Raw genomic sequence first — 26,111 nt, forward strand, 5'->3', positions numbered from 1 at the left:
CATCAAAAATTGCCGACCAATGCCCGCCACAAGCGCTGCAACACGGCCGCGCCCGAATGGCGGTGAACCTGCTGATAGCTCGATGCGATGCTGCGGATATCGACCGGTTCGTCCGCTGCGAACAGCGCAAGCCCGGCCAGCGTCGCAAACGCCGGCCCGGCATGTGCATCGGGCAGGCCCGCCAGCCCCGAAGGTCGCCCGATCCGCACCGTGCGGCCCAAGGCCACCTGCATGTGATCGGCCAGCCCGCGCAACTCTGCGCAACCGCCGGTCAGCACGATGCGCTGGCCCTGCGCTCCGGTGAAGCCCAGTTCCTTCAAACCCTTGGTGATCTCGCCGATCAGGTAATCGAGCGGCTGGCGGATCACCGAGACCAATTGTGCGCGGCTGATCGAATGCTTGTCATCGGGCGCGCGTCCGCCTGCGCCGACCAGCTTGCTGTCCTCTTCGGGCAAGCGCAGGTCGATCATGTCGTGGTTGTCGCGCGGTGAGGATGTCGCAGCGCCGTGGAAGCACTTGATTCGCTCGGCCTCGGCCCGGCGCAGGCCGAAGGCGGACGCGATCGCATCGGTGATGTCCGCGCCGCCAAAGGGGATGGTGAACAGCCCCACCAGCATGCCGCCAGCGTAGAGCGAGATGTTGGTGACCGCAGCGCCCATTTCGATCAACGCGACGCCAAGCTCGCGCTCTTCCTCGCCCAGACATGCGGTGCCGGCCGCGATCGGCGCGGCGACGATGCCGCTGACGCCAAGATAGGCGGCCGCGACGGTCTGGTCGATGTTGCGCACCGGCGCGCCGTCGGCAAAGACCACGTGAATATCGACCCCGAGCCGCTCGGCATGCAGCCCGATCGGCTTCTTGACCCCGGTCGCGCCATCGAGCGTGTAGAGTGCGGGCTGTGCGTGCAGCACCATGCGCCCGCCCGGCTGGATCGTCTCGCGTCCGGCAGCGAGCAGATGATCGACGTCATCCTCATCGATACGGCCGCCCCCCAGATCGATCTCGACCCGCGCGATGGTGCTGGTGAGGCCACCCGAGGTGCAGCTGACATGGACGTGATCGATGTTGAGCCCGGCGATCCGCTCGGCCTGCTCGACCGCCTCGCGCACCGCAAGTTCGGTCGCCTGCATGTCGGTGATATAGCCGCGCTTGACGCCATCGCTCGCGCGCTGGCCGGTGCCCAGCACCAGCAGCTCGCCGGTCTCGGTCCGCCCGACGATCATCGCGCAGACCTTGGACGACCCGATATCGAGCGCGCCGAAGGTCTTTTCGATCCGGGGGACGGCGGGGCCGCCCTTGCGAGGCTTGCCGCCGCTCATTGCGCGACCGATGCGATCGCATCGCCTTCGGGCAGAGCGGGACTGCGCGGCTTGCGCAGGTAGGCGCGTTCGGGATCGCGCAAATCGAAATAGGTCACGCCCTTGCCCAGCAGCCGGTTGACCCCGTCCATCCGCGCGAAGTTGATCAGCGCCGCTTCGGACAGGTCCTCGCCCTCGGGCAGCGCCAGCACCTCACCGGTGTGGAAGGTCAGGTTCCAGCGGCGGTTGCCGACCCATTCGGCCTCTTTGACCTGCGGCGTGAGCGCGGGTGCGGCATCGAGCAGGCTGGTCAGATCACCGATCCGGGCATTGGCGCTTTTGCCGACGATGCGCAGCATCTTGGGATCGATCTGGCCCGGGCTGGGCTCGAGTGCGATACCCTCGGCGTCGACCAGCATCACCTTGCCGCGATCTTCCCACACCGCGAGCGGCTCGCGCTCGACGATGTCGACGATCAGCGTGTCGGGCAGCTGACGCGAGATGCGCGCATCGGCGATCCAGCTGAACCGGGTCAGTTCGCGCCGCAGCTCTTCCAGATCGACCTGTGGCATCGAGCGGTCCTTCTGCGCCAGCACGATCTCGTAGACCTTGAGCTCGTTCATCTTGTCGACGTTGCGCACCTCGACCTTCTTGACCTCGAACCCGGCACGCCCAGCAGCGAGCGCCATTTCCTCCTGCACCATTCCGGGCAACCCCATGAACTGCGCAGTGATGACAGCTGCCAGCGCAAGCACTCCCAGCACACCGATGGTCGCAGCCTTCTGCAACTGCGCTTCGGTAAACGGCAGCCGGGCAAGCGCGGCGTTGGCGCGTGATCGTTGCGCGGTGCGAGGCCGCGCACGCGAAGGCGCGCGCTTGCCCGGTGATCCGCGTTTAATCCGTGTCGTCATGCCGGGTGCCCCCCAATGCGCTTTCCACGATGATCTCGACCAGATCGGCATAGCTGATGCCGATATGTGCTGCCTGTTCGGGTACCAGGCTGAGCGGTGTCATCCCCGGTTGGGTGTTGACCTCAAGCAGATAAAGACCGTCGACTCCCAGCTCGTCGTCCCAGCGGAAATCTGAGCGCGACGCGCCCCTGCAGCCAAGGATATTATGTGCGCGCAAGGCGAGGTCCATGCACATCGCGGCTATATCCTCGGGGATATCGGCCGGGCAAATGTGCAGCGTCAGGCCGTCGGTGTATTTGGCGTCGTAGTCGTAAAACCCCGACTTGGTCTGCAGTTCGGTGACGCCCAAAGCGCGGTCGCCGAGCACTGCCGTTGTCAGCTCGCGCCCCTTGATGAAAGGTTCGGCGAGCAGTTCGTCGAACTTCTGCCACGGGCCGGTGGCATCGCGGCTGATCGGGTCGCCATAATTGCTCTCGGCCTTGACGATCGCGACACCGACCGACGAGCCTTCGTTGACCGGCTTGAGCACATAGGGGCGCGGCAGCGGATCGCCTGTGTACAGGCTTTCGGAGCGCACGATATGCCCGCCCGGCATCGGGATACCGTGCGGCAGCAGCGCCTGTTTGGTAAGCACCTTGTCGATCGCGATCACCGAGGTCGCCATGCCCGAGTGCGTGTACGGAATCTGCATCAGATCGAGCATGCCCTGCACGCTGCCATCCTCGCCCGGCGTCCCGTGCAGCGCGTTGAACACGACATCGGGGCAGATACCGGCGAGCACCGCGGCAACATTGCGGTCCATATCGACCCGCGTGACGGTATGCCCGCGCGATTCCAGCGCCCTGGCGACACCCTCGCCACTCATCAGCGAGACCTCGCGCTCGGCGGACCAGCCGCCCATGAGGACGGCGATGTGCAACCGCGCCCTCTCCCCTTTAGGGGAGAGGGAAGAGCCGCGCAGCGGCGAAGGGAGAGGGGGAGTAACCCGATCAACCATCGGTGACATTCCCCTCTCCCAACCCTCTCCCCTGAGCCGCAGGCGAGCGGAGCTCAACGGGAGAGGGCTTATTGTCCCCAATTCGCTGGATTTCCCATTCCAGCGCGACGCCCGATTGCGCCTTGACCCGCGCGCGGACTTCTTCGCCCAGCACCTCGATATCGGCGCTGGTGGCGGTGCCGGTGTTGATGAGGAAATTAGTGTGCTTTTCGCTGACCTGCGCGCCGCCGATCTGCAGGCCACGACATCCCGCCTGATCGACCAGCTCCCAGGCCTTGTGGCCCTCGGGATTCTTGAAGGTCGATCCGCCGGTCTTGCTGCGCAGCGGCTGGCTGGCTTCGCGCGACGCGGCGATGCGGTCCATCTCGGCCTGGATCGCGGCGGGTTCGGCGGGCGATCCGGTAAAGGTCGCCGCGATCACGATCGCGCCTTCAGGCAGCTCGGAATGGCGATAGGTGTAGTGCAGGTCCGCCAGCGCCAGCGTGCGCCGCGAACCATCGCGCAACACCACGTCGCAGTCGATCAGCACATCCTTGACCTCGCGGCCATAGGCGCCGCCGTTCATCCGAACGAAACCGCCGACCGTGCCGGGGATCGACCGCAGGAATTCGAGACCGCCGATCCCGGCATCGCGCGCGGTGGACGAAACGAGGATACCCGAGGCCCCAGCCCCGCAGCGCAAGATCATGTCGCCGGTCCGCTCGACCTGCGCAAACGCCTTGCCCAGCCGCACGACGACACCAGGAACGCCGCCGTCGCGCACGATCAGGTTGGACCCCAGTCCCAACGCCATGACGGGTACGGAAGGGTCGAGGGCTGCCAGGAACTGAGCGAGATCGTCGGCATCCTTGGGCTCAAACAGCCACTCGGCCGCGCCTCCGGTCTTGAACCACAAGAGCGGGGCCAGCGGAGCGTTGGGGGTCAATTTGCCCCGCACACCTTCACCCGTTTGTCCCGAGCGAAGTCGAGGGACGTGCGCACTACGTCCCTCGACTTCGCTCGGGACAAACGGATGGGGGGCATCTGGTACAGAAGGAGAAGGCGCGGAGACGTTCACGTAGGCACCCTCCGCGCGCCGATCGCCTCGGCAAGGCCCGCAGCCCATTTGGTGATGTCGCCTGCGCCGAGGCACACGACCATGTCGCCATCCTGCGCCTCTTCGGCAAGCAGGTCGGCCAGCTCGTCCGGACCGCTGATCGTGCGCGCCTGGCGGTGGCCCCGCGCCTTGAGGCCGCTTGCCAGCGCATCGGCATCGACACCCTCGACCGGATCCTCGCCCGCCGCATAGACCGGCGCGACATAGACGATATCGGCATCGTTGAACGCCTGCTGGAATTCATCCATCAGATCGCCGAGCCGCGAATAGCGATGAGGCTGGACCACCGCGATGATGCGGCTGCGCACGCCCTCACGCGCGGCGGCCAGCACCGCGCGGATTTCGACCGGGTGGTGGCCGTAATCGTCGATGATGGTCACGCCATCCACTACGCCCACATTGGTGAAGCGCCTTTTGACTCCGCCGAACTGGGCAAAGCCGGTGATGATGTCGCTGTCTTCCATCCCCATCTGCAACCCGACCGCGATCGCGGCGATGGCGTTCTGCACGTTGTGGCGGCCCGGCATCGGCATTTCGATTCCCGAGATCTGACGGGTCGATCCATCGCGCTCGCGCACCGTGACATCGAAGCGGTTGCCACCGGGGATCGAGACGACATTGTCACCGCGAATATCGGCCTGCGCGCTGAAGCCATAAGTGACGATCCGGCGGTCCTTGACCCGCGGCAGGATCGCCTGAACCTCGGGATGGTCGAGGCACAGGATCGCCGCGCCATAGAATGGCACGTTCTGCACGAACTCGACGAACGCATCCTTGACCGCGTCGAAGCTGCCATAATGGTCGAGATGTTCCGGATCGATGTTGGTGACCACCGCCAGCGTGCCATCAAGCCGCAGGAAGCTGCCGTCACTCTCGTCGGCCTCGACCACCATCCACTCGCTGGCGCCCAGACGAGCGTTGGAGCCATAGCTGTTGATGATGCCGCCGTTGATCACCGTCGGGTCGATGCCGCCTGCATCGAGCATCGCGGCAATCATAGAGGTCGTCGTGGTCTTGCCGTGCGTGCCGGCGACGGCAACAGTGGACTTCAGCCGCATCAGTTCGGCGAGCATTTCGGCACGGCGCACCACGGGAACGCGGGTCTCGAGCGCCAGATCGACCTCGGGGTTGCCGCGCTTGATCGCGGTTGAGGTGACCACCACCGCGGCATCGCCCAAGTTCTCCGCCTTGTGGCCGATCATCACCTTGATGCCGCGCTTGCGCAGACCCTCGATGACATAGCCCTCGGCGATGTCCGACCCCTGCACCTTGTAGCCCAGATTGTGCATCACCTCAGCGATACCGGACATGCCGATGCCGCCGATACCGATGAAATGGATGGTCCCGATGTCGACTCCGACGCCCTTCATGCTTCTGCTCTTTCCGTATCGCGCGCGAGTGCCTCGCCGCCGATCGCGTGTCCCTTGGTGGCAGGCGCCACCCGGATCACATCGACCAGCGGTGCACCGCCAAAACTTTCCACCAGATCGGCCAGATCGCGCACCGCATGCGGATAGCCGCATTTGTGCGCAGCCAGCGCGGCGTTTTCGAGAGCGTGCGGGTCCAGCGCCATCTTCTGGATCTGTTTGGCCAGCTCCTTGGGGGTGAACGCCTCCTGCCGGATCGAGCGCGCACCGCCCGCCTTGACCATTTCGCGCGCATTGGCGGTCTGGTGATCATCCATCGCACTGGGCAGCGGCACCAGGATCGCAGGGCGGCCTGCGGCTGTCAGTTCGGCAATCGTCGAAGCGCCCGCCCGACCGATGAACAGATGCGACCAACCGAGTTTCTCGGGCAGGTCATTCATATAGGTGGCAAGCTCCGCCGGAATGCCGTGCTCGGCATATTTCGCGCGGACGCCCTCGATGTCTTCCTCGCGGCACTGCTGGACGACCTGCAGGCGGCGGCGCAGGTTGACCGGAAGCATCGCAAGGCCATCAGGCACCACATCGGACAGCACGCGTGCGCCCTGGCTTCCCCCGGTGACAAGCACGCGGAAAACGCCATCTTCCAGCAGCGGCGGATAATTCTGCCCGCGCAGCTCAAGCACTTCTGCACGGACCGGATTGCCCACGATATGGACCCGGTCCGAATATTTGGGGTTCAGCCGGTCCACCTGCTTGTACGCGGTGGCAATCGCGTTGACCCGGCCTGCCATGAAGCGGTTGACCCGGCCCAGCACAGCGTTCTGTTCGTGGATCACGGTGGGGATCGCTGCGGTTTGCGCCGCCAACAGAGTCGGAAGCGCAGGGTAGCCGCCAAAGCCGACCACGGCACTCGGCTGGAAGGTCTCGAACAGGTTGAGCGCCATCTTGCGGCCGGCCCAGATGCCCTTGAGGCCGCGTACCCAGCCGACTGGGCCGCCTGCGATCCGTCCTGGTGGGAGGATGTGCACCTGATCACCTTCGAAGATCCCGGGGATTTTGGCGCCGCGCTCGTCGGTCACCAAGGCGATGTGATGCCCACGCTGCTGCAGCTCGCGCGCGAGCGCGAATGCGGGGATCAGGTGTCCGCCGGTGCCGCCAGCGGCCAGCACATAATGGCGTGAAACATTCATCCTCGGCTCCAGTCCTGACCGAGCAAAGTGCGGTCTTCGAACGGGTTACGCCGGGTCAGCGACAACAGCAATCCCGCTCCGATGCTGAGCGCTATCATCGACGATCCGCCATAGCTGATGAACGGCAGCGTCATGCCCTTGGACGGGAACAGTTGCAGGTTCACCGCGATGTTGATGAACGCCTGCCCGCCCAGTTGCGCGGTAAGGCCGGTGACCGCCAGGATGGTGAACAGATCGCGCTCATCGAGCAGCCGCATGCACACCCGCACGATGATCGCGAAATAGACGAGCGCGATCGCCGCGCACGCGAGCAGCCCGAATTCCTCACCGATCACCGAGAAGATGTAATCGGTATGCGCCTCTGGCAGGTTGAACTTGTGGGTCCCAAGCCCCGGCCCGGTGCCGATCAGCCCGCCGCCGGTCAGCGTCTTGTGCGCGAACATCACCTGGTCATATTCGCCGCCGCCGAACAGCCAGCCGTTGATCCGCTGGGTCGCGACCGGATAGAAGAAATACGCTGCGGTCATCCCCAACGCGCCCGCGCCGACGCCCGCTGCCACCACCTGCATCGACAGGCCCGCGAGCAGCATCAGCGTGAACCAGATGCCGATGAACATGATCGTCTGGCCCAGATCGGGCTGGCGCATCAGCAGAAACGCAATGACCCCGGTTAGCAGCGCCGACAGCCGCAGAACCGGCAAGGTCGGGTCCTTGATCCGCAGCGAGATGATCCACGCCAGCGTGACCGCAAAAGCGGGCTTGAGGAACTCGGACGGCTGGATGCCGATGCCATAGCCGATCCAGCGCTTGGCGCCGTTTACGGTGTTGCCAAAGATCGGCACCAGCATCAACAGCACCAGGCACACGCTGGCCATGATGATCGCGAGCCGCCGCGCCTCGCGCTTGGGCAGCATCGACACGACGAACATGAACCCCAGCCCGACGATCACCCAGCCGAGCTGGCGGTAGAAGAAGTAGAGCGGGCTTAGGATTTCGGTCGCGGTCGACAGCCGCCGCGCAGTCGCCGGCGATGCCGCCTGCACCGCGATCAGCCCGATCGCAATCAGCATCAAGATCAGCGACAGTAGAACGCGGTCGAGCTCCCAGAACCAGATCGCGAGCTGCGACCGGTCGCTGCGCCCCAGCCGTCGGCTGAGGTTGCGCGGCAGCGTGTACGCGCGCGGCCCTCCGGGTGTTGTTGTGGGAGCAGCGGCGGGAGCTGGGGCGGCCAGATCGCTCATTGCGCGGCTTCCTCTTGCTGGTGGTCATCGTTGGCGATCAGCGCGTCGACGATCTTGCGGAAGCAATCGCCGCGCGCTTCAAAATCGCGGAACTGGTCAAACGAGGCGCAGGCCGGCGACAGCAAAACGACATCGCCCGCTTGCGCATTGTCCATCGCGCTGCGCACCGCATTGGCCATCATTTCGGCGCGGGTGACCGGCATGACCTTTTCGAGCTGATCGGCAAAGACAGGCCCCGCCTCGCCAATGGTATAGGCGTGGACGACATGATCAAAATGCTGGGCACATTCGTCGAGGCTGTCGCCCTTGGGCAACCCGCCGACGATCCAGTGGATGCGCGCAAAGGCCCCCAGCGCAGGCGCGGTCGAGGCGGGGTTGGTCGCCTTGCTGTCGTTGACATACAGCACACCGCGATGTTCGGCGGTGCGCTCCATCCGGTGCGGAAGGCTTGCATAGGTGGCCAGCGAGCGGCGGGTCTGGGCTTCGTCCAGCCCGAGCGCGCTTGCGACACCCAGCGCGATCGCGACGTTCTGCGCGTTGTGCGGCCCCTGCAAAGTCGGCCACGCGATCTGGTCTGCTGCGGGTATGTCAGCGGCGTGGACCTCGACCGGCGCGGACACCGTGGCCGCGATGGCGCGGGTCTGGTCGTCATCGGTGGCGATCACCGCAACATGGGCGTCGCTCTGCATGCCGAACAGCCGCGCCTTGGAGGCGCAATAACCGGTAAAGCCATCATAGCGGTCGAGATGGTCGGGGGTGATGTTGAGCAGCACCGCGACGTCGCAGTCCAGGCTGAAGGTCAGGTCGATCTGGTAACTCGACAGCTCGAGCACATAGACGCCGGTGCCGATGCTATTGGGTGACAGCGGCGGCTGCGACAGGATCGGCAGGCCGATGTTGCCGCCCATGATCGTCGGCACGCCTGCCTCGCGCAGGATGTGATGGATCAGCGCGGTGGTGGTCGACTTGCCGTTGGTCCCGGTGATGCCGACCACACGGTGTGGCGGCAGGCTTGGCCGGGCCAGCGCGAACAGCTCGATATCGCCGATGATTGGCACATTGGCGGCCCGCGCACGGTCTGCCACCGGATGGCGGTTCAGCGGCACGCCTGGCGAGACGATCAGGCCGTCGAAGCCTGCCAGATCGATTTCCATCGGATCGCCGATGGTCACGTCGGGGTGATTGGCGATCGCGGTCTCGCGCGCCTCTTCGCGGTTGTCCCACGCCGTGCACTGCGCGCCTGATGCCATCAGAGCATCGAGCGTCGCCAGGCCCGAGCGTGCGAGCCCCAGGATGCAATAGCGTTTCGCGGCAAAGGCGGGGGAAACGATCAACGGATCTTCAACGTCGCAAGACCGGCCAGCGCGAGCACGAGGGAGATGATCCAGAAGCGCACGACAACGGTCGATTCGGGCCAGCCAAGCTGCTCGAAGTGGTGGTGGATCGGCGCCATGCGGAACACGCGCTTGCCGGTGCGCTTGAAGAAGAACACCTGGATGATCACCGACATCGCTTCGACCACGAACAGCCCGCCGACGATCCCCAGCACGATTTCGTGATGCGCCGCCACGGCGATGGCGCCCAGCGCGCCGCCCAGCGCCAGTGATCCGGTGTCGCCCATGAACACTGCAGCTGGCGGTGCGTTGAACCACAGGAATGCCAAGCAAGCACCGATGATGCAGCCGCAATAGATCGCGAGATCGCCAACACCGGGAACGTGGGGAATGCCGAGATAGGCAGCGAACTTGGCGTTGCCGGCCAGATAGACGATCACCAAGAAGGCAAGGCTGGCGATGATCACCGGAAAAGTCGCCAGACCATCGAGGCCATCGGTCAGGTTCACCGCGTTGCCGAACGCCACAATGGTGAACGCGGCGAAGGGAATGTAAAACAGTCCGAGGTCGAATGGCGGATAGTTGATGAACGGCACGTACAGCAACGTTCCGGTCTCACGCAGGATGATCCAGCTGGCAACGCCTGCGATAATGAACTCGCCCAGCAACCGCACCCGGCCCGGGACGCCCTTGTGGCTGGCCTTGCGCACCTTGTCATAATCATCGAGGAACCCGATCAGTCCGAAGCCCAATGTCACAGCGAGGCAGGCCCAGACGAAGCTGCTCGACAGGTCCATCCACAGCAATACAGAGATTGTCAGCGAGATCAGGATCATCAGCCCGCCCATGGTCGGCGTCCCGCGCTTGGCGAGATGGGTCTGCGGACCATCGGTGCGGATCGGCTGACCCTTGCCCTGGCGCGTGCGCAACATCACGATGAAACGCGGACCAATCAGCATGCCGATGATCAGTGCGGTAATGATCGCCGCGCCCGAGCGGAAGCTCAGATAGCGGATGAGGTTCAGCGGCCCCTCGAAATCCATGTATTGCGCCAGAAGATACAGCATCAAACCCCCTCCTGCGCCAAAGCGCCGCCTGCCGGCATCTGTGCCAGCCCGCGCACCAGCGCAGATAATCCCACGGAATTGGACCCCTTGACGAGCACGGCGTCGCCATCGGCCAATATTGCTTGCAGCGCGGCCAGCGCCGCATCGGCGGCGGGCACATGCGCGATTGTTCCGTGCCACTCAAGCGATTTGGCAAGCGCATCGGCAAGGGGTGCCATTTCATCGCCGACCAGAACGAGCGAGGCGATGTTGGCGGCGATCACCGGCGCGGCAAGCGCGGCGTGATAATGATCCGAGGTCTCCCCCATCTCCTTCATCGCGCCAAGCACCGCGATCCGGCGCGGCGCGGTTTCGCGGCCCAGTTGCGCGAGCGTGGCGGCCATTGAGGCGGGGTTGGCGTTGTACGCCTCGTCGATCAGCAGCGCACTGCCACCATCGGGGGTCGCGATCGTCAGTCGCTCACCGCGCCCGGCCATTCCGGGCAGGTTGGCAAGCGCGAGGCCCGCGACCGCAAGGTCTCCGCCTGCAGCCTCGATCGCGGCCATCACCGCAAGGGCGTTCATCACCCAGTGGTCGCCGGGGGCTGCAATGCGGAAGCACAGCCGTGCCTCACCGATCTGCGCGGTGACCAGCGAACCGCCCTCGATCGCAGCGATGCTGTCGATCAGCCGCGCCTCGCTGTCGTCCTGCGTGCCGAAGCGGACGATGGCATCGGTGCACGCTTTTGATGCGGCGTAAAGGCGCGGAAAATGACGATTATCGTGCGGCAGAATGGCGGTTCCGCCTGGCTCCAGCCCCTGGAAAATTTCGGCCTTGGCATCGGCGATGCCCTCCTCGCCATTTGCGAAGTTGCCGATATGCGCTGGCGCGATGGTGGTGATGACCGCGATATGCGGACGAACGATGCGGGTTAGTTCAGCGAGTTCGCCGGTGTGGTTCATTCCCATCTCGAACACACCGAAGCGCGCGTCACGCGGCATCCGGGCGAGGCTCAAGGGCACGCCGACGTGGTTGTTGTAGCTTTTCACCGATCGGTGCGCGCAGCCCGGTGCCATCCGGTCGAGCGCGTGGAACAGCGCCTCTTTCGTTCCGGTCTTGCCCGCAGAGCCGGTAACGCCAATGATCTTCGCAGCGCTGCGGTCGCGCGCCGCACGGCCCAGCGCGGTTAGCGCAGCGGCGCTATCGGGCACCCGAACATGCGGATGATCGATAGGCTGTTCGGTGATCACACCTGCAGCGCCCGCCGCGATGGCCTTGTCGATGAACCGGTGGCCGTCGGTCTCCTCGCCGCGCATCGCGACGAACAGATCACCCGGCACGATCTCGCGCGAGTCGAAAGCGACGCCGGTGACGGCGAAGTCAGCGCTAGCCGAGCCGCCGGTCGCTTGCGCGATCTCTTGTGATGTCCAGAGGTTCATTTATCCTCTCCCCTTGCGGGAGAGGAAAGACTTGGCTTGGCAGCTTGCTGCCTAGCAAGTCTTGGAGAGGGGGAAGCGAGCGCGAACCGACGGTTGCGCCCGGCCGCGTTCACCCTCTCCCGGCTTCGACTAGGCAGCAAAGCTGCCAAGTCTGCGCAGCCCTCCCCCGTCAAGGGGGAGGGGTAAAGAAGCGACACTCCCCTCACGCTGCGCACTCGCGTGCGACCTGGACGTCGTCGAACGGCAACACGCGCAAAGTGTCTCCGGCACCAACGATCTGGCCCTGTTCGTGCCCCTTGCCCGCGAGCAGCACGATATCGTTCGCGCCTGCCATAGCCACCGCAGCGGCAATCGCCTCGCGGCGTCCGCCAATCTCGGTAGCATCTCCAGCCGCCGCCATAATCGCGGCGCGGATCGCCGCCGGGTCTTCCGACCGCGGATTGTCGTCGGTGACGATCACCACATCGGACAGGTCGCTGGCAACCTTGCCCATTTGCGGGCGCTTGCCGATGTCGCGATCGCCGCCTGCGCCGAACAAGGTGATCAGCCTTCCGGTAACATGCGGACGCAGCGCCTCGATTGCGGCCTGCAGCCCATCGGGGGTGTGCGCATAATCCACATAGACCGGCGCGCCCGCGCGAGTGATCACCGCGCGCTCGAGCCGTCCGCGCACCGGCTGGAGGCGGCCCAGATGATCGAACACCTGCCTGGGGTCTCCGCCAGCCGCAATGATGATCCCTGCAGAGACCAGGGCATTGGCAGCCTGATACGCGCCGATCAGCGGCAGGGTGACTTTCACCTCTTTGCCATCATGCGCCAACAGCAGCTGCTGGCCCAACTGGGTGGGCGTGCGGCTGATCAGCCGGATCGCCTCGCCCGCCATACCGACGGTCAGCAGGGTCAGCCCGCGCGTCTTGGCGCGGTCGATCACCTGGTCCGAATATTCGTCATCCGCCCAGACGACGACGCTGCCGCCATCGACGACAACCTCGTCGATCAGCCGCATCTTGGCCTCGAAATAGGCCTCCATCGTGCCGTGGTAATCGAGGTGATCGCGGCTGAGGTTGGTGAAGGCCCCGACCTGCACTGGCAGGCCCTCGGTACGGAACTGCGACAATCCGTGGCTCGATGCCTCGAAGATCGCATGGGTGACGCCTTCGCGTGCCAGCCCGGACATGTTTCCCAGGAACGTCACGATATCGGGCGTGGTGAGGCCGGTGGACGACTGGTCGACCGATGTGGTCACCCCCAGCGTGCCGATCGAGGCGGCGTTATGCCCCGCCATCCGCCACAATTGGCGGGTCATCTCGGCGGTCGAGGTCTTGCCGTTGGTGCCGGTGACGGCCGCAACGTGCGCGGGAACAGGCGTGAAGAAGCGCGCGGCGATCTGCGCAAAGGCACGGCGGGGCTCGGCGTCGGCGATGTGGACTGCACCGGCAACGGTGGCACCGGGTGCGGCAACGATGGCGACCGCGCCTGCAGCGACAGCATCGGCGATGAAATCTTCGCCGTTGAAGCGCGCCCCGGCGAAGGCACCGAACACGGTGCCGGGAGCAACCTTGCGATGATCGATGGCAAATCCGGTCACCGTGAGCGCGGCATCACTGCCCGTCATTCCAGGAACCAGTTCACCCAATTTCATTGCTTTACCCTTTGACCGACCCTGAAAATCCCCGCCTCCTCTATGTCTGGCCCTCACAGATGCAACCCCCTGCATCGCGTGGACCCATGTATGTTCACCTATGCCGGGTCCTCCGACTTGGTCTTGGCGGCCGCCTTGACCGGAGCCTTCCAAAGCAGCGGCATCAATTCGGACACGTCGACATCGCGGCGGTCGTCGGGGATGATGCCGAGCATCGGCCCGATGCGAGGCACCAGCCGCGCCACCACCGGCGCTGCGGTCCAGCCTGCCGTGCGCTGGAAGGACGAGGCCTGGTTGCCTGCGGGTTCATCGATCATGATCAGCACCACGAAACGCGGCGCGTCCATCGGGAAAACCGCAGCGAAGGTCGCGACAACCGAGCTGCGCTTGTAACCGCCCGCACCCGGCTTTTCCGCCGACCCGGTCTTGCCGCCGACGCGGAAGCCCGGGGCTTCCGCCTTGCGGCCGGTACCATCGCGCACGATCATCCGCAGCAGCTGGTTCATCCGCGCACTGGTCGATGCCTTGAACACCCGTTCGCCGCGCGGAACATCGCGCGGAGCGAGCTTCAGCAGCGTTGCGGGGCGATACACCCCGCCATTGACCATCGCGGCATAGGCGCTGGCCAGATGCAGCGGGCTGACCGCGATGCCATGGCCATAGCCCACGGTCATGTTCGTGAGGCGCCCCCAGCTCGCAGGCCACAAGGGCTTGACGGTTTCGCGCAGGTTGATCTCGGCAGGCCGGTCGAAATGCAGCTTGCGCATCACCGCCTGCAGCCGCTCGGGGCCAAGTTCATCGGCGATCTGCGCGGTGACGATGTTCGAGCTGTGCACCAGCGTTTCGGGTACGTTGAGCCAGCGGCCCGACGAGTGCGAATCGCGGATCTGGAAGCCGCCAACGCGTAAGGGACGGCTGGCATCGTAACGCCGTGACAGATCGGTGACGGTGCCTGCATCGATTGCGGCGGCCACGGTCAACGGCTTGAACGTCGAGCCGAGCTCGAAGAAACGGTAGGTGACCTGGTTGGCCTCGAACGCTGCGCTGCTGGCATCGAACTGGTTGGGGTTGAAGCTGGGCAAAGATGTCATCGCCATGACCTCGCCGGTCTCGACGTCGAGCACAACGCCAGCAGCCGCCTTGGCATCATAGGATTTCATTGCACGGCCAAGCTCGTCCTCGAGCGCAGCCTGCACGCGGATATCGATCGACAGCGCCGAGGGTGTCAGGCGGAGCTTTGGATCGATCAGCTCGGCATCCATCGCGCGTTCCATGCCCGAGACGCCATGGCCATCGGGGTGGACATAGCCCAGCACATGCGCCGCCAATTGCAGCTGCGGATAGAAGCGTTCCTTCTCGCGCGGGAACTCGATGCCGACCTCGCCCAGTGCATGGACGCGGTTGACCTCTTCGGGCACCGCGCGGTGCCGCAGATAAGTGGGTTTGGTGCGGCTTAGCAGCTTGAGAAAGCGCTCTTCGCTGGTGTCCGGAAAGATCTGCGCCAGCTTGCCAGCAAGCACCTTGCGGTCTCCGATCAGCCTTTCAGGCACCACACGGATGGCATATCCGTTGATCGTCCGCGCCAGCGGCACGCCGTTGCGATCGACGATATCGCCGCGACCCGGATCGACCAGCGCCGAGCGTGTCGCGGCCTGGGCCTGCTCACCAAATACGCCGATAAAGGTCAGCCGGAGCAGGATCGCGCCGACACCGATGCCGAACAGCGCGAGCACAGCGACCAGCCGCACCTGGGCCGTGAGCGTCATGTGCTGACGCTTGCTGGCCAGGCGGACCCTGTGGCTGCCGGATGCGAGCGCGGTCATTGGCCCCCCGTACTCTTCAATTCGGCATCCGCCTGTTTGTTGATCCGATCGAGCAGCCGGTCATCGAGCAGACGGCGCCCTTCGGTCTTGGTCTCGGGCGTTGCTGCGTCGCGGATCGCAGCCTTGGGCGATGTCGTCGCTGCGGTGGCGGCGCGTGCCGGGCTGATGATCGCAATGCTGGCCGCGACCGACAGCGGCGCAGGCGTCTTGACGGTGGTGGCGGCAAGCTCGGATGGCTTGATCGCGGCAGGCTCGGCCTGCGGCTTGATCGTCATTGCGGCAACGCGCACTGGCTTGTCGAGTTCGCGCATCTCGTCGCCGAGATTGGCAAGCTCGCGCTCGCCATCCAGATACTGCGCCGCACTGGGCGCTTCATAGCCATATTCGAGGTCGTTCCACATCGCGAGCTGGGTCAGGCTGGCGCGGGTGGCGAATTCGGTTTCAAGATAGCGGATTTCGGCGCGGGTGCGCAGGATATCACGCTCGGTCCGGGTCAGGTCGCTACGCAGTGTCGCGACGCTGAGCGACAGCGGATACAACGCGATCGCCACGATAAAGATCAGCGCGATCCAGCCGATGGCCTTGAGGCGTTTGACTGCCAGAATCATGCTGCCCGCCTTTCCGCATCATCTGCAGCGCCCCACGCCGGGGCGTCGCTGCGGACCGCGACCCGCAAGGTGGCCGAACGCGCGCGGGGGTTGCGCGCGCATTCGGCCTCGCCCGCCCGGGTCGGCCTGGCGGGTTTCTCGAAACTGGGGGTCCGGCGCTGGCTGGAAACATCGGGCAGGTGGCGCGAGCCGGCGCCTTCGCTGCCACTGCGCAGCTTCATGAAGCGCTTGACGATGCGGTCCTCGAGGCTGTGAAAGCTGACCACCGCGAGCCGACCACCAGGGGCGAGCATCGCCTCGGCCGCAACCAGCCCCTCGCGCAGCTCGTCGAGTTCGCCGTTCACATGGATGCGGATCGCCTGGAAGGTGCGCGTTGCAGGGTCCTTGGGCGCGCCGGGGCGATAGCCCAGCGCCTTGCGGACCACGGCGGCAAGCTCGAGCGTGCGCTCGAGCGGACGCGCCGCGACGATCGCGCGGGCGATACGGCGCGACTGGCGCTCTTCGCCGTAGAGATAGAGGATGTCGGCGATATCGGCTTCATCGGCGGTGTTGACGAAGTCCGCTGCGCTGAGCCCGTCCTGACCCATGCGCATATCGAGCGGGCCATCGGACTGGAACGAGAAGCCGCGTCCCGCCTGATCGAGCTGCATCGACGAGACGCCGATATCGAAGACGATGCCGTTGACCTCAGTCACGCCTGCATCGCGAAGTACATTGGCGAGTTGCGAGAAGCGCGCGGCATGAAACACGAACCGGCCATCGCTTTCGCTCGCCAGCTCTGCGCCTGCGGGCGCGGCATCGGGGTCGCGGTCCAGCCCATGAACCTGTGCGCCTGCAGCCAGCATCGCGCGGCTGTATCCGCCTGCGCCGAAGGTCGCATCAACGTGCACCTCGCCTTGCGCAATCGCGAGGCCGTCGAGCACTTCGGCGAGCAGCACGGGGACATGCGGGGCCTGGCCTGCATCAGCCGGTGGGGTTTCGCGGCGCGCCATCAGGCCTTGCCCCCCAGTTCGTCCATCATGAACCGCGCGACATATTGCTGCGAGGCAAGCCGCGGATCATCGAGCGACAGCAGGTGCTCGACTCCCCAGACGCTGAAATCGGTGCCATTGCCGCTGAAGAACACATGCTTGTCGATACGCGCCATCGCGACCAGCAGCTTAGGCAGGATCAGACGGCCACTGCCATCGAACGCGATGCGGAAGGTAGTATTGAAGCGCGATCCGCCGAAAACCTCGGTGCGAAATTCCTCACCCTGTGCGTTCGCGGCTTCCTCGCGCTGCTGCATCTGCTGAAGCAGCGATTCGAGTCGGGTGGTGCCGCAGCCCTGCAGGCACTGGCCTTCGGCATTGAAGCTGAGCACCGCAAGACTTTCGCCCTTGCTGGCATAGATCAGGGGGTTTCGGAAGTTAGCCGGAATGGCCATCCGGCCCTTGGGGTCGATGGTCGTCAGTGCAGAACCGAGAAAGGCACTGATTTCCGCCACTTGTGAATTGAACCCCTTGTGCCGCGCCGTTGCGTTTCCCTGATCGGTTCGGGGTGCTCAGTTGACGTGCCTGACGATTGCACCACCGTTCCGGCACCCCGGACGTGGACAACAGCATCAGCCGCCCACCGCGCACGCGCGCTGCAGGCCGATGAGGCACGACAAATGAATTGAACCCCGATTATGCCTAACCATAACAGGGGAGATTTGGGGATGGAAGGGTTTTTTTGGGGCGAAACCGGTAACTAGGGGGCAATTACTTCAAATTCGGGCCCGATTGAAGTTACCGTGCGACCGACTGTCATGATGTATCCTTGCTTATCAGGTCAGCAATTAGGGTTGCGACAAAGCGCCTGTTGGCGGGCGCCGACTCGGCAGATTCGTTGATCAAGGCAGGATCCATCAGGTCGGCATCGGCAACCAGCACTGCGCGCCCTCGCCCCCGACGGCAGCGCGCGACATGGCCCTGGTTTTCGATCTCGCAATTTCCGTCCCCGATTTTCCCCGATAGCGGGGCGAATCGCCCCGGATGAACCAGCAACGCCCCAGAAGGCTTCAGGCGAACCGAACCGAGTTCAGGATCGAGCAGCTCGATCCCCCAATGCCTGAGCAGCGGCGACATCAATGAACTGCGCAAGGGCCCCTGCGGATCGCCCAGCCCCCTTCCACCAGCCCATTCGAGCACAGGATCGGCAAATAGCAACAGCCTGCCCCCGCCGCGGACATAATCGTCCAGCGCCACCAGGTCTTGCGGAGGCAGGGCGCGCGGCTGCACCAGGACCGCTAGGTCCGCCCCGTCCAGCACATCACCGTCCAGCGCATCGGCCACCACCAGATCGTGCGCAGCCTTGAGGTCTTCATGCAGCGGATGCGGATTGCTTTTGCCTGCGATCATCGCTGTCAGGTCGACGCCATCGCCGTGGACCAGCGGCAGACTGCTCATCAACACGACCCGCATCCTAGGAGTTGAAGGGACAAGCGATGCGGGGTCTTCGGTCCCGGCGTTACCGGCCGGCACCTGCGAACATGCCACCATCAGCAACATGGCACCAGCCGCAACCAGCGGGCGAAGGATCATTGCTGGGGAGGGGGAGGATTGCCCGATTGCAGATCAGGTTGGAGTTCACCGACCACGGGCGTCTGCCCACCCGTGCTGTGCTGCCTGCCCTCTGCGGGAAGATCGGGGACCACACCCAGATCGACCAGCGGCTCGCTCGCCGCTGGGGCTTGCACCACGGGCGGTGCGGCAGGCTCGAGCGTGCCGGGGACAGTTGCCACCATGTCATCGAACGGAGGCTCGCCGCTCGCGCGCTGCAAAAGCATATCGGCAAGCGCAACCATCACCAGCACGGCGAAGATTCCCGCAATGCCGATCTGCAACCGATGCATGATCGGGTTGCCTGCTGCCGTGCGGGCTGGATTGCGAGCGATGTTGCGGGCTTTCTCAGCGACCATGAGGCACGGTATAGGTCAATCTGCCAGCCAGGGGAAGACCGGCAATCCCTTCGACCGAAGCCATTCGGGATTGTACAACGTCGACAGATACCGGAAGCCAGTGTCGCAAAGGATCGTCACGACCCGCGAACCTGGGCCCAATGTCCGTCCCAACTCGACCGCGCCTGCGACATTGATCCCCGAGGACAGACCCAGGCACAGCCCCTCTTCCTTGAGCAGACGCTGCACCCAGTACATCCCAACCTCGTCGGAAATGCGGAACTGGGTGTCGATCGGCGCATCTTCCAGGTTGCCGGTGATCCGTCCCTGCCCGATGCCTTCTGCGACCGAAGAGCCTTCGGCCTTCAACTCGCCAGTCGCATAATAATTGAACAAGGCTGCGCCATGCGGATCGGTCAGCGCGATGGTCACGTTCTCGTCATGCGCCTTGAGGCCCATGCCCACCCCCGCGATCGTACCGCCAGTGCCCGCTGCACAGGTAAAGCCATCGATGCGGCCTTCCATCTGCACCCAGATTTCTTCTGCCGTGCCTTCGATATGCGCGCGGCGGTTGGCGATATTGTCAAACTGCTGCGCCCAGACCGCGCCAGGGGTTTCTTCTGCCAACCGGCGCGAGGTGTGGACGAAATGGCCGGGGTTCGAATAGGGCGCTGCCGGAACCAGCACCAGCTCGGCCCCCAGCGCGCGCAGCGTGTCCATCTTTTCCTTGGACTGGGTCTCGGGCATGACGATGATCGTCTTGTAGCCCTTCGCGTTGGCGACAAGCGCCATACCGATGCCGGTGTTGCCCGCCGTGCCTTCGACGATCGTCCCGCCGGGCAGCAAAGTGCCGCGTTCCTCGGCATCACGCACGATGTACAGCGCAGCGCGGTCCTTCACCGACGCGCCGGGGTTGGCATATTCGCATTTGCCGAAGATGTCGCAGCCGGCAGCCTCGCTGGGGCCGGCAAGACGGACGAGCGGGGTGTTGCCGATCAAGTCGAGTGTGCTGGGTGTCGTTGTCATGCTGGCTAGATAAGCGCGTGCTCGCGACGCGGCAAGCCAGTTGCTATTGGCCGGTCCCTAGCAAAGGTTTGACGGGAATTATCCCCGCCAAACCTTGTGCTGGTGCAATTCGGTCAATCGCGATCCGCGGCGACTGGTGCTGCGGTTGCAGCCGCTGCCGTAGTGGTCGGGAAGCCGCGACGCTTGAGCAGCGCGTTGACATCGGGATCACGACCACGGAACGCGCGGTACGCCTCGACCCGTTCGGTCTCGTTGCCGGTCGAAAGCAACGTCTTGCGGAACTTGTCGGCAATCTCGCGATTCCAGACATCACCCGATTCCTCGAACGCGGCCCAGGTGTCGGCGTCCATCGTCTCCGACCACAGATAGCTGTAATAGCCCGCCGAATAGCTGTCCGACGAGAACAGATGGCCGAACTGCGGCAGGCGGTGACGCATGACCAGTTCCGAGGGCATGCCGATCTCGGCCAATGTCGCCTTTTCGAACGCGCGCGGATCGGTGACCGGATCGGTGCGGTTGTGCAGCTTCATGTCGACGATCGCCGAAGACAGATATTCGACCGTAGAGAAGCCCTGGTTGAAGGTCTCGCTGGCATTGATCTTCTTGACCAGCTCTGCCGGAATTGGCTCGCCCGTCTTGTAATGCGTCGCGTAATTTTCGAGGATGTACGGCGTTAGCAGCCAGTTCTCGTTCACCTGGCTGGGGTACTCGACAAAGTCGCGCGGCGTGCCGCGCAGGCCGGGATACTCGATATCAGTCAGCAGCGAATGGAGCGCATGGCCGAATTCGTGGAACAAGGTCGATGCATCGTCCAGGCTGATCAGCGCAGGCTCGCCCGGCGCGGGCTTGACGAAGTTGTTGTTGTTCGACGCCAGCACGTTGCGATCCCCGCCCAGCCGCTGCTGCGCGCGATACGATGTCGCCCACGCGCCCGAACGCTTGCCGGTGCGGGCATAGGCATCCATGTAGAACAGCCCGACATTCTCGCCGGTCAGCTTGTTGGTGACCACATAAGTGGTGATATCGGGGTGGAAGACCGGAACCTCGCCGGTGTTTTCCTTGAACTCCAGATCATACAGCTTGCCTGCGGCATCGAACATGCCGTCGATCATCTTGGTCAGCTGGAAGTACGGCTTGATCTCGTTCTGATCGAGATCATACTTCGCCTTGCGGACCTTCTCGGAATAGAAGCGATAGTCCCAGGGCTCGATCTTGAGACCGGCACCCTCGCTATCGGCGACCGCCTGCATGTCGGCGACCTCCTGGTTGACGCGAGCCACCGCAGCGGGCCAGACCTTCATCATCAGGTCCATCGCGGCTGCGGGGTCCTTGGCCATGGTGTCGTCCATCCGCAGATGCGCATGGGTCTTGAAACCCAGCAGTTCCGCGCGCTGCTGGCGCAGCTTGAGGATCTGCGCGATCGTGGCGTTGGTGTCGTTGGCATCGTTGTTGTCGCCGCGCATCACGTACGAGCGGTACACCTTCTCACGCAGTGCGCGATCGGTGGCGTTCTCGAGCACCGGCTGCATCACCGAGCGGGTGTTGACCAGCACCCAGCCATCGACCTTGCGCTCTTCTGCCGCGGACTTGAGCGAGGCGACGAAGCTGTCGGGAAGTCCGGCAAGCTCTGCCTGGTCGGTCACGACGAGGTACTTCTCCTCATCCGCCTGAAGCTTTTCGTTGAAGGTCGAATACAGCCCGGCAAGCTCGCCGTTGATCGTAATCAGCTGAGCCTTGGCGGCGTCGTCGAGCAGAGCGCCGCCGCGCACCAGCCCGTCATAGTCGCGCTCGACCAGCCGCATCTGCTGGGCGTTGAGGCCCAGCGTCTCGCGCCGGTCATAGACTGACTTGATCCGCTTGAGGATGCGCGGGTCCAGCGTCAGCTCGTTATAAAACTTGCTGATTTTTGGCGCCCATTCGGCCTGCATTGCACGAACCTGCTTGTCGGCAAGGTTGCTGGTATAGACACCCCACATCGAGAACACGCGGTTCATCCGGTCACCCGACATTTCGAGCGCGAGGTTGGTGTTCTGGAAGGTAGGCTCGCTGGTGTCGGTCGCGATCACTTCGTACTGCGCCTTCAACTCGTCCATCGCGGCCTGGATCGCCATCGGGAACGCGGCGGTCGAAACCTGGTCCCACGGCGGCACGCCTTCATAGGGGCCAGTCCAGTCCTGATAGATCAGCTTGGCCTGCGCGTCGGTTGCGACCGCTGCGGGCTGCTGCGCCAGTGCGGGCACCGCTCCGCCGATTGCAAATGCTGATGCTGCCATCAGCAGAATTGTCTTACCCATGATGTTCCTTTTGTTCCGAACCCCGCGCTCGATCCCTCATGTGGGCAGCCGGGCGAAGGTCGCAAGGGGACATGACGTTTGAGCGACGACCCTTGCTGATGCGCTCTGGTCGCACGTTCGCGATCGGAACTCCAGCCTCAGCTGCGGCGCGGATGCGCTAAACGGGCCGTTCCGCGAGCAGGCTGCGCACCAGCGGCTGCATCTTTTCGTCATAGCGGGCGAGCATCACGTGCTCATCGGCGGTTTCATAATGGGTGATCAACTCGCGCCCGTTCCACCAGTGCAGCGCAAAGGCGGGCGGGTCGGCGATGATCATGTTGCGGCCATCGGGGGTGTCGGGGTCGATCGGCGCCAGCTCGAGCGCCACCTGCGGCGCGCTCGACGGGCAAATCGCGACCGGAAAACCGCACCAGCTGCTGACGATCGCACGGTGGATATGCCCGCATACCAGTCCGATGATGTTGGGGTGTCCGGTAAAACAGTCGCGCAGCCGCTCGACCCAGGGCTCTTCGGGATGCGTGTTCATCCACTCGATCCCCACCTCGATCGGCGGATGATGCTGGACGATCAGCGTCGGGCGATCGGTCTGCTCGGCCAACCGGTCGCGCAGCCAACTGGCACGCACCTCGCAGAAGGCGCCGCCATGGCGGCCTTCCTCGAGCGTATCGAGCACCAGCAACCGTAGCGGCCCTGCTTCGACCTCATATTGCACAAATCCGTCGACGGTCGGGACATCAGGGAATTGTGCCAGAAAGGTATCGCGTTGGTCATGGTTACCCACGCACATGTGCACCGGGAACGGACAGACCGAGAGCGCGTTCCTGAGCCTGCGATAGCTGTCTTCATCACCCCGATCGATCAGATCGCCGGTGGCCAGCAGCATGTCGGGCTGCGGGTCGAGATTGCACAGCATGCCGATGACCTGATCCAGCCGTTTTCGGTTGAACTCGGCCGGATTGTCCGGATCGAACCCCAGATGAATATCGGTGATCTGGGCAATCAGCATTCGGGCTGCAGGTCCTCGGTTGTGGGTCAGGTCGGCTCCCGTGGCTATCGTCGCAAACGGGCCGCTGCCCCCGCTGGATGCGCCATTGCCGCCGTGATCTCGGGCCGCTTTTTCTTCTTGTCTTGCTCGCGAAGCAGCCATGGGGCCCCCTTGTCGGCGTGGTAATCGTGGCACATTGCACAGGTGGATTCGACCGGTTTCTTGACCTTGATCAGCGACTCGCCGGTTTCACCCACATGGCAGGTTCGGCAATCCTTGATCCCCGGCAGCAGCAAGTCGCTGGCCTGGCTGGATTTTTCGGCAAGGTGGCAGCTGGTGCACTCTTCCTTGTCGTGCGCATCGTGCGTGAACCAGCCCTTTTGCAGATAACGGCTGGTCTGGGCGACCGGGGCGATCTTGTAGTCCATTCCGCCCGATGACGACGGCGGCACCACGACATGGCAATCATAACAGGCACCGCCGCGGCTGAAGACCTGGCGGATCGCCTGGTCGGCCCGTCCGCCGCGGAAGTTTACCGCACGGGCGTAATCGGCAGCGGTCCGCCTCGAATTGACCACACCGGGGCGCTGGCGCGCAAGGCTGCCCAGGTTGATCGGCCGGGTCGGCGCGGTCGAGCGATAGAACGCGCGCAAATCGGCCTTCACCTGCTCGGGCTCGCCATGACGCAGCGTGCGGAAGGTATCGCCGATCTTGTCGAAGGCCAGGCTGTGGCACATCGCACAACTCTTCTCCATGTCCACCGCGACAAAGCCGACATTGTTCTTGTCGGCCTCGTGGCAATCGGCGCATTCGAGCGCATCGCCAAAACCATGCTTGCCCGCCAGCCGCCGACCCATCTGGGCGACGCCGCCGGTCTTGTTGAGGTGCAGGTCGTGCGGGAATTTGAGGCCGTTGTTTTCCTTCGGCTTCTTGTCGAGCGAGATGCGCTTGCGCGGTGCCTTGGTGTCGTCACCGGCCAACGGGCGCACCAGCACGGCCGGCTGGAACTGCGGATGCGCATTGCCGAAGTCGGCCGCGTTATCGAGCTTGGTGTTGGTCAAGCGCGTGTCCATCCCGTCGTGGCATTCAGCACAGAATCGCTGCTGTGTAGGCTGCATAGCACCCGCACCCTCATGCTCGGTGTGACATTCGACACAGCGTCCTGCTGGTTTGTTGAAACTGGCGGCAACGAATCGGGTGAAAGCAGCAAATCCGGTGGGGTCGCCGCGCGCCGTCAGCTGCCGGGTCATCGGCGCGTGGGGGCTGGCGTCCTTTTCGTGGCAGGTCATGCAGGCATTGTCGCGGACCGAAACGAACGCATCGACATGACAGGCCTGGCAATCGTTCTTGAGCGTCTTGTGCGCCTGGCTCAGCTTGCCTGACGACCACACGGTATCGGCATGGAAACCGGCAGGACGCGAAACTTTTTCCTTGTAGGCCAGATCCTTGTAGCTCGACCAGGTGTAGATCGGCCAGGCCAGGCACGCGATCAGCACCAGCAAGGCAAAGCTCCAGGCGCTCATCCGCTTGCCGGGGAGCAAGCCCTTGAGCGAATAGATCGCGCCCTCTTCCTTGTCCTCGGCGCTGTCCGACACCGCCTCGACCCGGCGCACCGTGAGCGTGACGGCTTCGCCCTCCACCCCCAACACGATGATATGCCCGCCAAAACGCAATTCGCCGCCACGCACCAGATCGATCGTTGCCGATTCGACACTGCGACCATCGACATCGAAGGGCTGCTGCGATTGCGCGGTGATGACCAGGTCGTTGCCACGGCGTTCGATTCGCGCGTGCACCGGGTTCACCGCCAGATCGGGCAGATGGACGCCATTGGCGGCGTTGCGACCGATGAAGATCTCGTCGCCCGCCACTTCGGTCTGGCGGACAATCTCGCTGCCGTCTGCCTTCAAGGCAACCTGGCGGACGATAAACATCATTCAACTGCCCCCAAACCCGATAACTTTGCCCCCGGTGTGCCCGTCACCAGTAGAAAAACACGCTGAAGATGTGTGCCGAGAGCGCTGCGAGCAGCGCGAAGGTCATCGGCACGTGCACGAACAGCCACACCTGAAGCATCGACTTGATCTGCAGATGCTTGCGCAACCGCGCCAGCGTCGATTCCTTGCGCTGCAAAAGCCCGTCGACCTTGTCGAGCGGGTCATCGCCCATGCGCGGCTGATAGGCGCGCAGCCGCCGCAGTTCTGCTATCGCCGCGCGGGTCTCGCAGCCGCGATAGCTGTTGCCGATCCGCTGAAGGAAGTTGCCGTCGAACGGATCCTGCTCGAGCGAGGCCTGCACGAGAGCGGCCTGCGCGGGATCGAGCGGCTGCGCGGCATCGTGCAGCTGCCGGTCGAGCGAGCGGAGCTGCTCGATCATCATCTTTTCGGTGACCGCACCATCGCTGTCCGCGCGGTTGTTCGACAGGTTGTCGGGCAAGGTCGCGTAGAAATAGATGCCGACGATGCCGGAAATGATCACAATCATCATCAACGCCCAGGCAAGCGTGTGCACGTTCCAGCCAAGCTGGAAGCCCGTGTGCAATGTGCCAATAACGATCAGGCTGAGCCCCAGATAGACATGCGCGCTGGTCCACGCCTTGAGCGACCAGCCCCCTGGCGTGATCGCGCGCTTGCGTAGGCCCAGGCAGGTCAACCACAGGATCTGCAGCGCACCGATCGTGCCGAGCGTATAGCCGTACCACGATCCGCCGTTGTGCCGCGGCTGCACATCAACGAGGAAATAGCTGACCAGACAGACGATCGACAGCACCGTGGCGATCTTCATCCAGCGGAAGTTGCGATGCCGCAGAAAGCCGTCGTGCATCGAATTGCGCTGGCGGCCTATGGTCTTCTTGCGGACGGCAGGCGCGACGGGAGGGGCTTGGCTGGCCATGG

Annotated in this window: 22 protein-coding genes; all 22 read right to left on the reverse strand. The window is 64.2% G+C overall.

All coding sequences use genetic code 11. From position 1 onward, the window contains the following. Window positions 1–2 precede the first annotated feature (2 nt). The 22 genes from ftsA to IEW00_RS00815 all read right to left on the reverse strand — a co-directional run bounded on the left by ftsA (window position 3) and on the right by IEW00_RS00815 (window position 26,109). The gene (ftsA, locus tag IEW00_RS00710) at window positions 3–1,319 is read right to left on the reverse strand and encodes a cell division protein FtsA (RefSeq protein WP_188512452.1); all 1,317 of its coding nucleotides are present in this window, start codon (window positions 1,317–1,319) and stop codon (window positions 3–5) included. After that, the gene (locus IEW00_RS00715; protein WP_188512453.1) at window positions 1,316–2,209 is read right to left on the reverse strand and encodes a cell division protein FtsQ/DivIB; all 894 of its coding nucleotides are present in this window, start codon (window positions 2,207–2,209) and stop codon (window positions 1,316–1,318) included. Before IEW00_RS00715 ends, ftsA begins: the two co-directional genes overlap by 4 nt. Further along, window positions 2,193–3,170: a D-alanine--D-alanine ligase gene (locus IEW00_RS00720; RefSeq protein ID WP_373282572.1), complete on the reverse strand. Its 978-nt coding sequence runs from the start codon at window positions 3,168–3,170 to the stop codon at window positions 2,193–2,195. The genes IEW00_RS00715 and IEW00_RS00720 overlap by 17 nt, the downstream gene beginning before the upstream one ends. A 28-nt stretch (window positions 3,171–3,198) precedes the next feature. Beyond that, complete coding sequence (murB, locus tag IEW00_RS00725) at window positions 3,199–4,143, reverse strand: UDP-N-acetylmuramate dehydrogenase (protein WP_268235773.1); 945 nt, start codon at window positions 4,141–4,143, stop codon at window positions 3,199–3,201. Window positions 4,144–4,259: 116 nt separating this feature from the next. After that, on the reverse strand, window positions 4,260–5,672 hold the full coding sequence (gene murC, locus IEW00_RS00730) for a UDP-N-acetylmuramate--L-alanine ligase (protein WP_188512455.1): 1,413 nt from the start codon (window positions 5,670–5,672) through the stop codon (window positions 4,260–4,262). Next, on the reverse strand, window positions 5,669–6,859 hold the full coding sequence (gene murG / locus IEW00_RS00735) for an undecaprenyldiphospho-muramoylpentapeptide beta-N-acetylglucosaminyltransferase (RefSeq protein WP_188512456.1): 1,191 nt from the start codon (window positions 6,857–6,859) through the stop codon (window positions 5,669–5,671). Before murG ends, murC begins: the two co-directional genes overlap by 4 nt. Then, window positions 6,856–8,100 carry an FtsW/RodA/SpoVE family cell cycle protein gene (locus IEW00_RS00740; RefSeq protein WP_188512457.1) on the reverse strand — a complete coding sequence of 415 codons (1,245 nt, stop codon included), beginning with the start codon at window positions 8,098–8,100 and terminating at the stop codon, window positions 6,856–6,858. Before IEW00_RS00740 ends, murG begins: the two co-directional genes overlap by 4 nt. Beyond that, window positions 8,097–9,434, reverse strand: a complete 1,338-nt coding sequence (gene murD, locus IEW00_RS00745) for a UDP-N-acetylmuramoyl-L-alanine--D-glutamate ligase (RefSeq protein WP_188512458.1) — start codon at window positions 9,432–9,434, stop codon at window positions 8,097–8,099. The genes IEW00_RS00740 and murD overlap by 4 nt, the downstream gene beginning before the upstream one ends. Beyond that, window positions 9,431–10,501, reverse strand: coding sequence for a phospho-N-acetylmuramoyl-pentapeptide-transferase (gene mraY / locus IEW00_RS00750; RefSeq protein WP_188512459.1), 1,071 nt, complete (start codon window positions 10,499–10,501; stop codon window positions 9,431–9,433). Before mraY ends, murD begins: the two co-directional genes overlap by 4 nt. Continuing rightward, complete coding sequence (locus IEW00_RS00755) at window positions 10,501–11,919, reverse strand: UDP-N-acetylmuramoyl-tripeptide--D-alanyl-D-alanine ligase (protein WP_188512460.1); 1,419 nt, start codon at window positions 11,917–11,919, stop codon at window positions 10,501–10,503. The genes mraY and IEW00_RS00755 overlap by 1 nt, the downstream gene beginning before the upstream one ends. 202 nt (window positions 11,920–12,121) lie before the next feature. Next, window positions 12,122–13,561 carry a UDP-N-acetylmuramoyl-L-alanyl-D-glutamate--2,6-diaminopimelate ligase gene (locus tag IEW00_RS00760; protein WP_188512461.1) on the reverse strand — a complete coding sequence of 480 codons (1,440 nt, stop codon included), beginning with the start codon at window positions 13,559–13,561 and terminating at the stop codon, window positions 12,122–12,124. Window positions 13,562–13,659: 98 nt separating this feature from the next. Continuing rightward, window positions 13,660–15,384 carry a peptidoglycan D,D-transpeptidase FtsI family protein gene (locus tag IEW00_RS00765; RefSeq protein ID WP_188512462.1) on the reverse strand — a complete coding sequence of 575 codons (1,725 nt, stop codon included), beginning with the start codon at window positions 15,382–15,384 and terminating at the stop codon, window positions 13,660–13,662. Beyond that, the gene (locus IEW00_RS00770) at window positions 15,381–15,992 is read right to left on the reverse strand and encodes a hypothetical protein (protein WP_188512463.1); all 612 of its coding nucleotides are present in this window, start codon (window positions 15,990–15,992) and stop codon (window positions 15,381–15,383) included. Before IEW00_RS00770 ends, IEW00_RS00765 begins: the two co-directional genes overlap by 4 nt. Next, window positions 15,989–16,984, reverse strand: a complete 996-nt coding sequence (gene rsmH, locus IEW00_RS00775; protein WP_188512464.1) for a 16S rRNA (cytosine(1402)-N(4))-methyltransferase RsmH — start codon at window positions 16,982–16,984, stop codon at window positions 15,989–15,991. The genes IEW00_RS00770 and rsmH overlap by 4 nt, the downstream gene beginning before the upstream one ends. Continuing rightward, complete coding sequence (locus IEW00_RS00780; RefSeq protein ID WP_188512465.1) at window positions 16,984–17,478, reverse strand: division/cell wall cluster transcriptional repressor MraZ; 495 nt, start codon at window positions 17,476–17,478, stop codon at window positions 16,984–16,986. Before IEW00_RS00780 ends, rsmH begins: the two co-directional genes overlap by 1 nt. 301 nt (window positions 17,479–17,779) lie before the next feature. Further along, window positions 17,780–18,421, reverse strand: a complete 642-nt coding sequence (locus tag IEW00_RS00785) for a Gldg family protein (RefSeq protein WP_188512466.1) — start codon at window positions 18,419–18,421, stop codon at window positions 17,780–17,782. 131 nt (window positions 18,422–18,552) lie between these two features. Continuing rightward, window positions 18,553–18,933, reverse strand: coding sequence for a hypothetical protein (locus IEW00_RS00790; protein WP_188512467.1), 381 nt, complete (start codon window positions 18,931–18,933; stop codon window positions 18,553–18,555). 15 nt (window positions 18,934–18,948) lie between these two features. Continuing rightward, complete coding sequence (locus IEW00_RS00795; RefSeq protein WP_188512468.1) at window positions 18,949–19,938, reverse strand: cysteine synthase A; 990 nt, start codon at window positions 19,936–19,938, stop codon at window positions 18,949–18,951. A 113-nt stretch (window positions 19,939–20,051) separates the two neighbouring features. Next, complete coding sequence (locus tag IEW00_RS00800; protein ID WP_188512469.1) at window positions 20,052–22,232, reverse strand: M3 family metallopeptidase; 2,181 nt, start codon at window positions 22,230–22,232, stop codon at window positions 20,052–20,054. Window positions 22,233–22,389: 157 nt separating this feature from the next. Then, a complete protein-coding gene (locus IEW00_RS00805; protein ID WP_188512470.1) occupies window positions 22,390–23,238 on the reverse strand; it encodes a phosphodiesterase in 849 nt (282 codons plus the stop codon). Between the two features lie 44 nt (window positions 23,239–23,282). Then, window positions 23,283–25,154, reverse strand: coding sequence for a cytochrome c3 family protein (locus IEW00_RS00810; protein WP_188512471.1), 1,872 nt, complete (start codon window positions 25,152–25,154; stop codon window positions 23,283–23,285). A gap of 43 nt (window positions 25,155–25,197) precedes the next feature. Continuing rightward, window positions 25,198–26,109, reverse strand: a complete 912-nt coding sequence (locus IEW00_RS00815; protein ID WP_229736733.1) for a hypothetical protein — start codon at window positions 26,107–26,109, stop codon at window positions 25,198–25,200. Window positions 26,110–26,111 lie beyond the last annotated feature (2 nt).

The sequence above is a fragment of the Blastomonas aquatica genome (genome assembly GCF_014639875.1).
Lineage (GTDB): Bacteria > Pseudomonadota > Alphaproteobacteria > Sphingomonadales > Sphingomonadaceae > Blastomonas > Blastomonas aquatica.

Bases quoted from the DNA above. Each gene is read 5' to 3' on its own strand.
- ftsA (WP_188512452.1), bottom strand. From the start codon at position 1,319: ATGAGCGGCGGCAAGCCTCGCAAGGGCGGCCCCGCCGTCCCCCGGATC.
- IEW00_RS00715 (WP_188512453.1), bottom strand. From the start codon at position 2,209: ATGACGACACGGATTAAACGCGGATCACCGGGCAAGCGCGCGCCTTCG.
- murC (WP_188512455.1), bottom strand. From the start codon at position 5,672: ATGAAGGGCGTCGGAGTCGACATCGGGACCATCCATTTCATCGGTATC.
- murG (WP_188512456.1), bottom strand. From the start codon at position 6,859: ATGAATGTTTCACGCCATTATGTGCTGGCCGCTGGCGGCACCGGCGGA.
- IEW00_RS00740 (WP_188512457.1), bottom strand. From the start codon at position 8,100: ATGAGCGATCTGGCCGCCCCAGCTCCCGCCGCTGCTCCCACAACAACA.
- mraY (WP_188512459.1), bottom strand. From the start codon at position 10,501: ATGCTGTATCTTCTGGCGCAATACATGGATTTCGAGGGGCCGCTGAAC.
- IEW00_RS00755 (WP_188512460.1), bottom strand. From the start codon at position 11,919: ATGAACCTCTGGACATCACAAGAGATCGCGCAAGCGACCGGCGGCTCG.
- IEW00_RS00760 (WP_188512461.1), bottom strand. From the start codon at position 13,561: ATGAAATTGGGTGAACTGGTTCCTGGAATGACGGGCAGTGATGCCGCG.
- IEW00_RS00765 (WP_188512462.1), bottom strand. From the start codon at position 15,384: ATGACCGCGCTCGCATCCGGCAGCCACAGGGTCCGCCTGGCCAGCAAG.
- IEW00_RS00770 (WP_188512463.1), bottom strand. From the start codon at position 15,992: ATGATTCTGGCAGTCAAACGCCTCAAGGCCATCGGCTGGATCGCGCTG.
- rsmH (WP_188512464.1), bottom strand. From the start codon at position 16,984: ATGGCGCGCCGCGAAACCCCACCGGCTGATGCAGGCCAGGCCCCGCAT.
- IEW00_RS00785 (WP_188512466.1), bottom strand. From the start codon at position 18,421: ATGAGCAGTCTGCCGCTGGTCCACGGCGATGGCGTCGACCTGACAGCG.
- IEW00_RS00790 (WP_188512467.1), bottom strand. From the start codon at position 18,933: ATGGTCGCTGAGAAAGCCCGCAACATCGCTCGCAATCCAGCCCGCACG.
- IEW00_RS00795 (WP_188512468.1), bottom strand. From the start codon at position 19,938: ATGACAACGACACCCAGCACACTCGACTTGATCGGCAACACCCCGCTC.
- IEW00_RS00800 (WP_188512469.1), bottom strand. From the start codon at position 22,232: ATGGGTAAGACAATTCTGCTGATGGCAGCATCAGCATTTGCAATCGGC.
- IEW00_RS00805 (WP_188512470.1), bottom strand. From the start codon at position 23,238: ATGCTGATTGCCCAGATCACCGATATTCATCTGGGGTTCGATCCGGAC.
- IEW00_RS00810 (WP_188512471.1), bottom strand. From the start codon at position 25,154: ATGATGTTTATCGTCCGCCAGGTTGCCTTGAAGGCAGACGGCAGCGAG.
- IEW00_RS00815 (WP_229736733.1), bottom strand. From the start codon at position 26,109: ATGGCCAGCCAAGCCCCTCCCGTCGCGCCTGCCGTCCGCAAGAAGACC.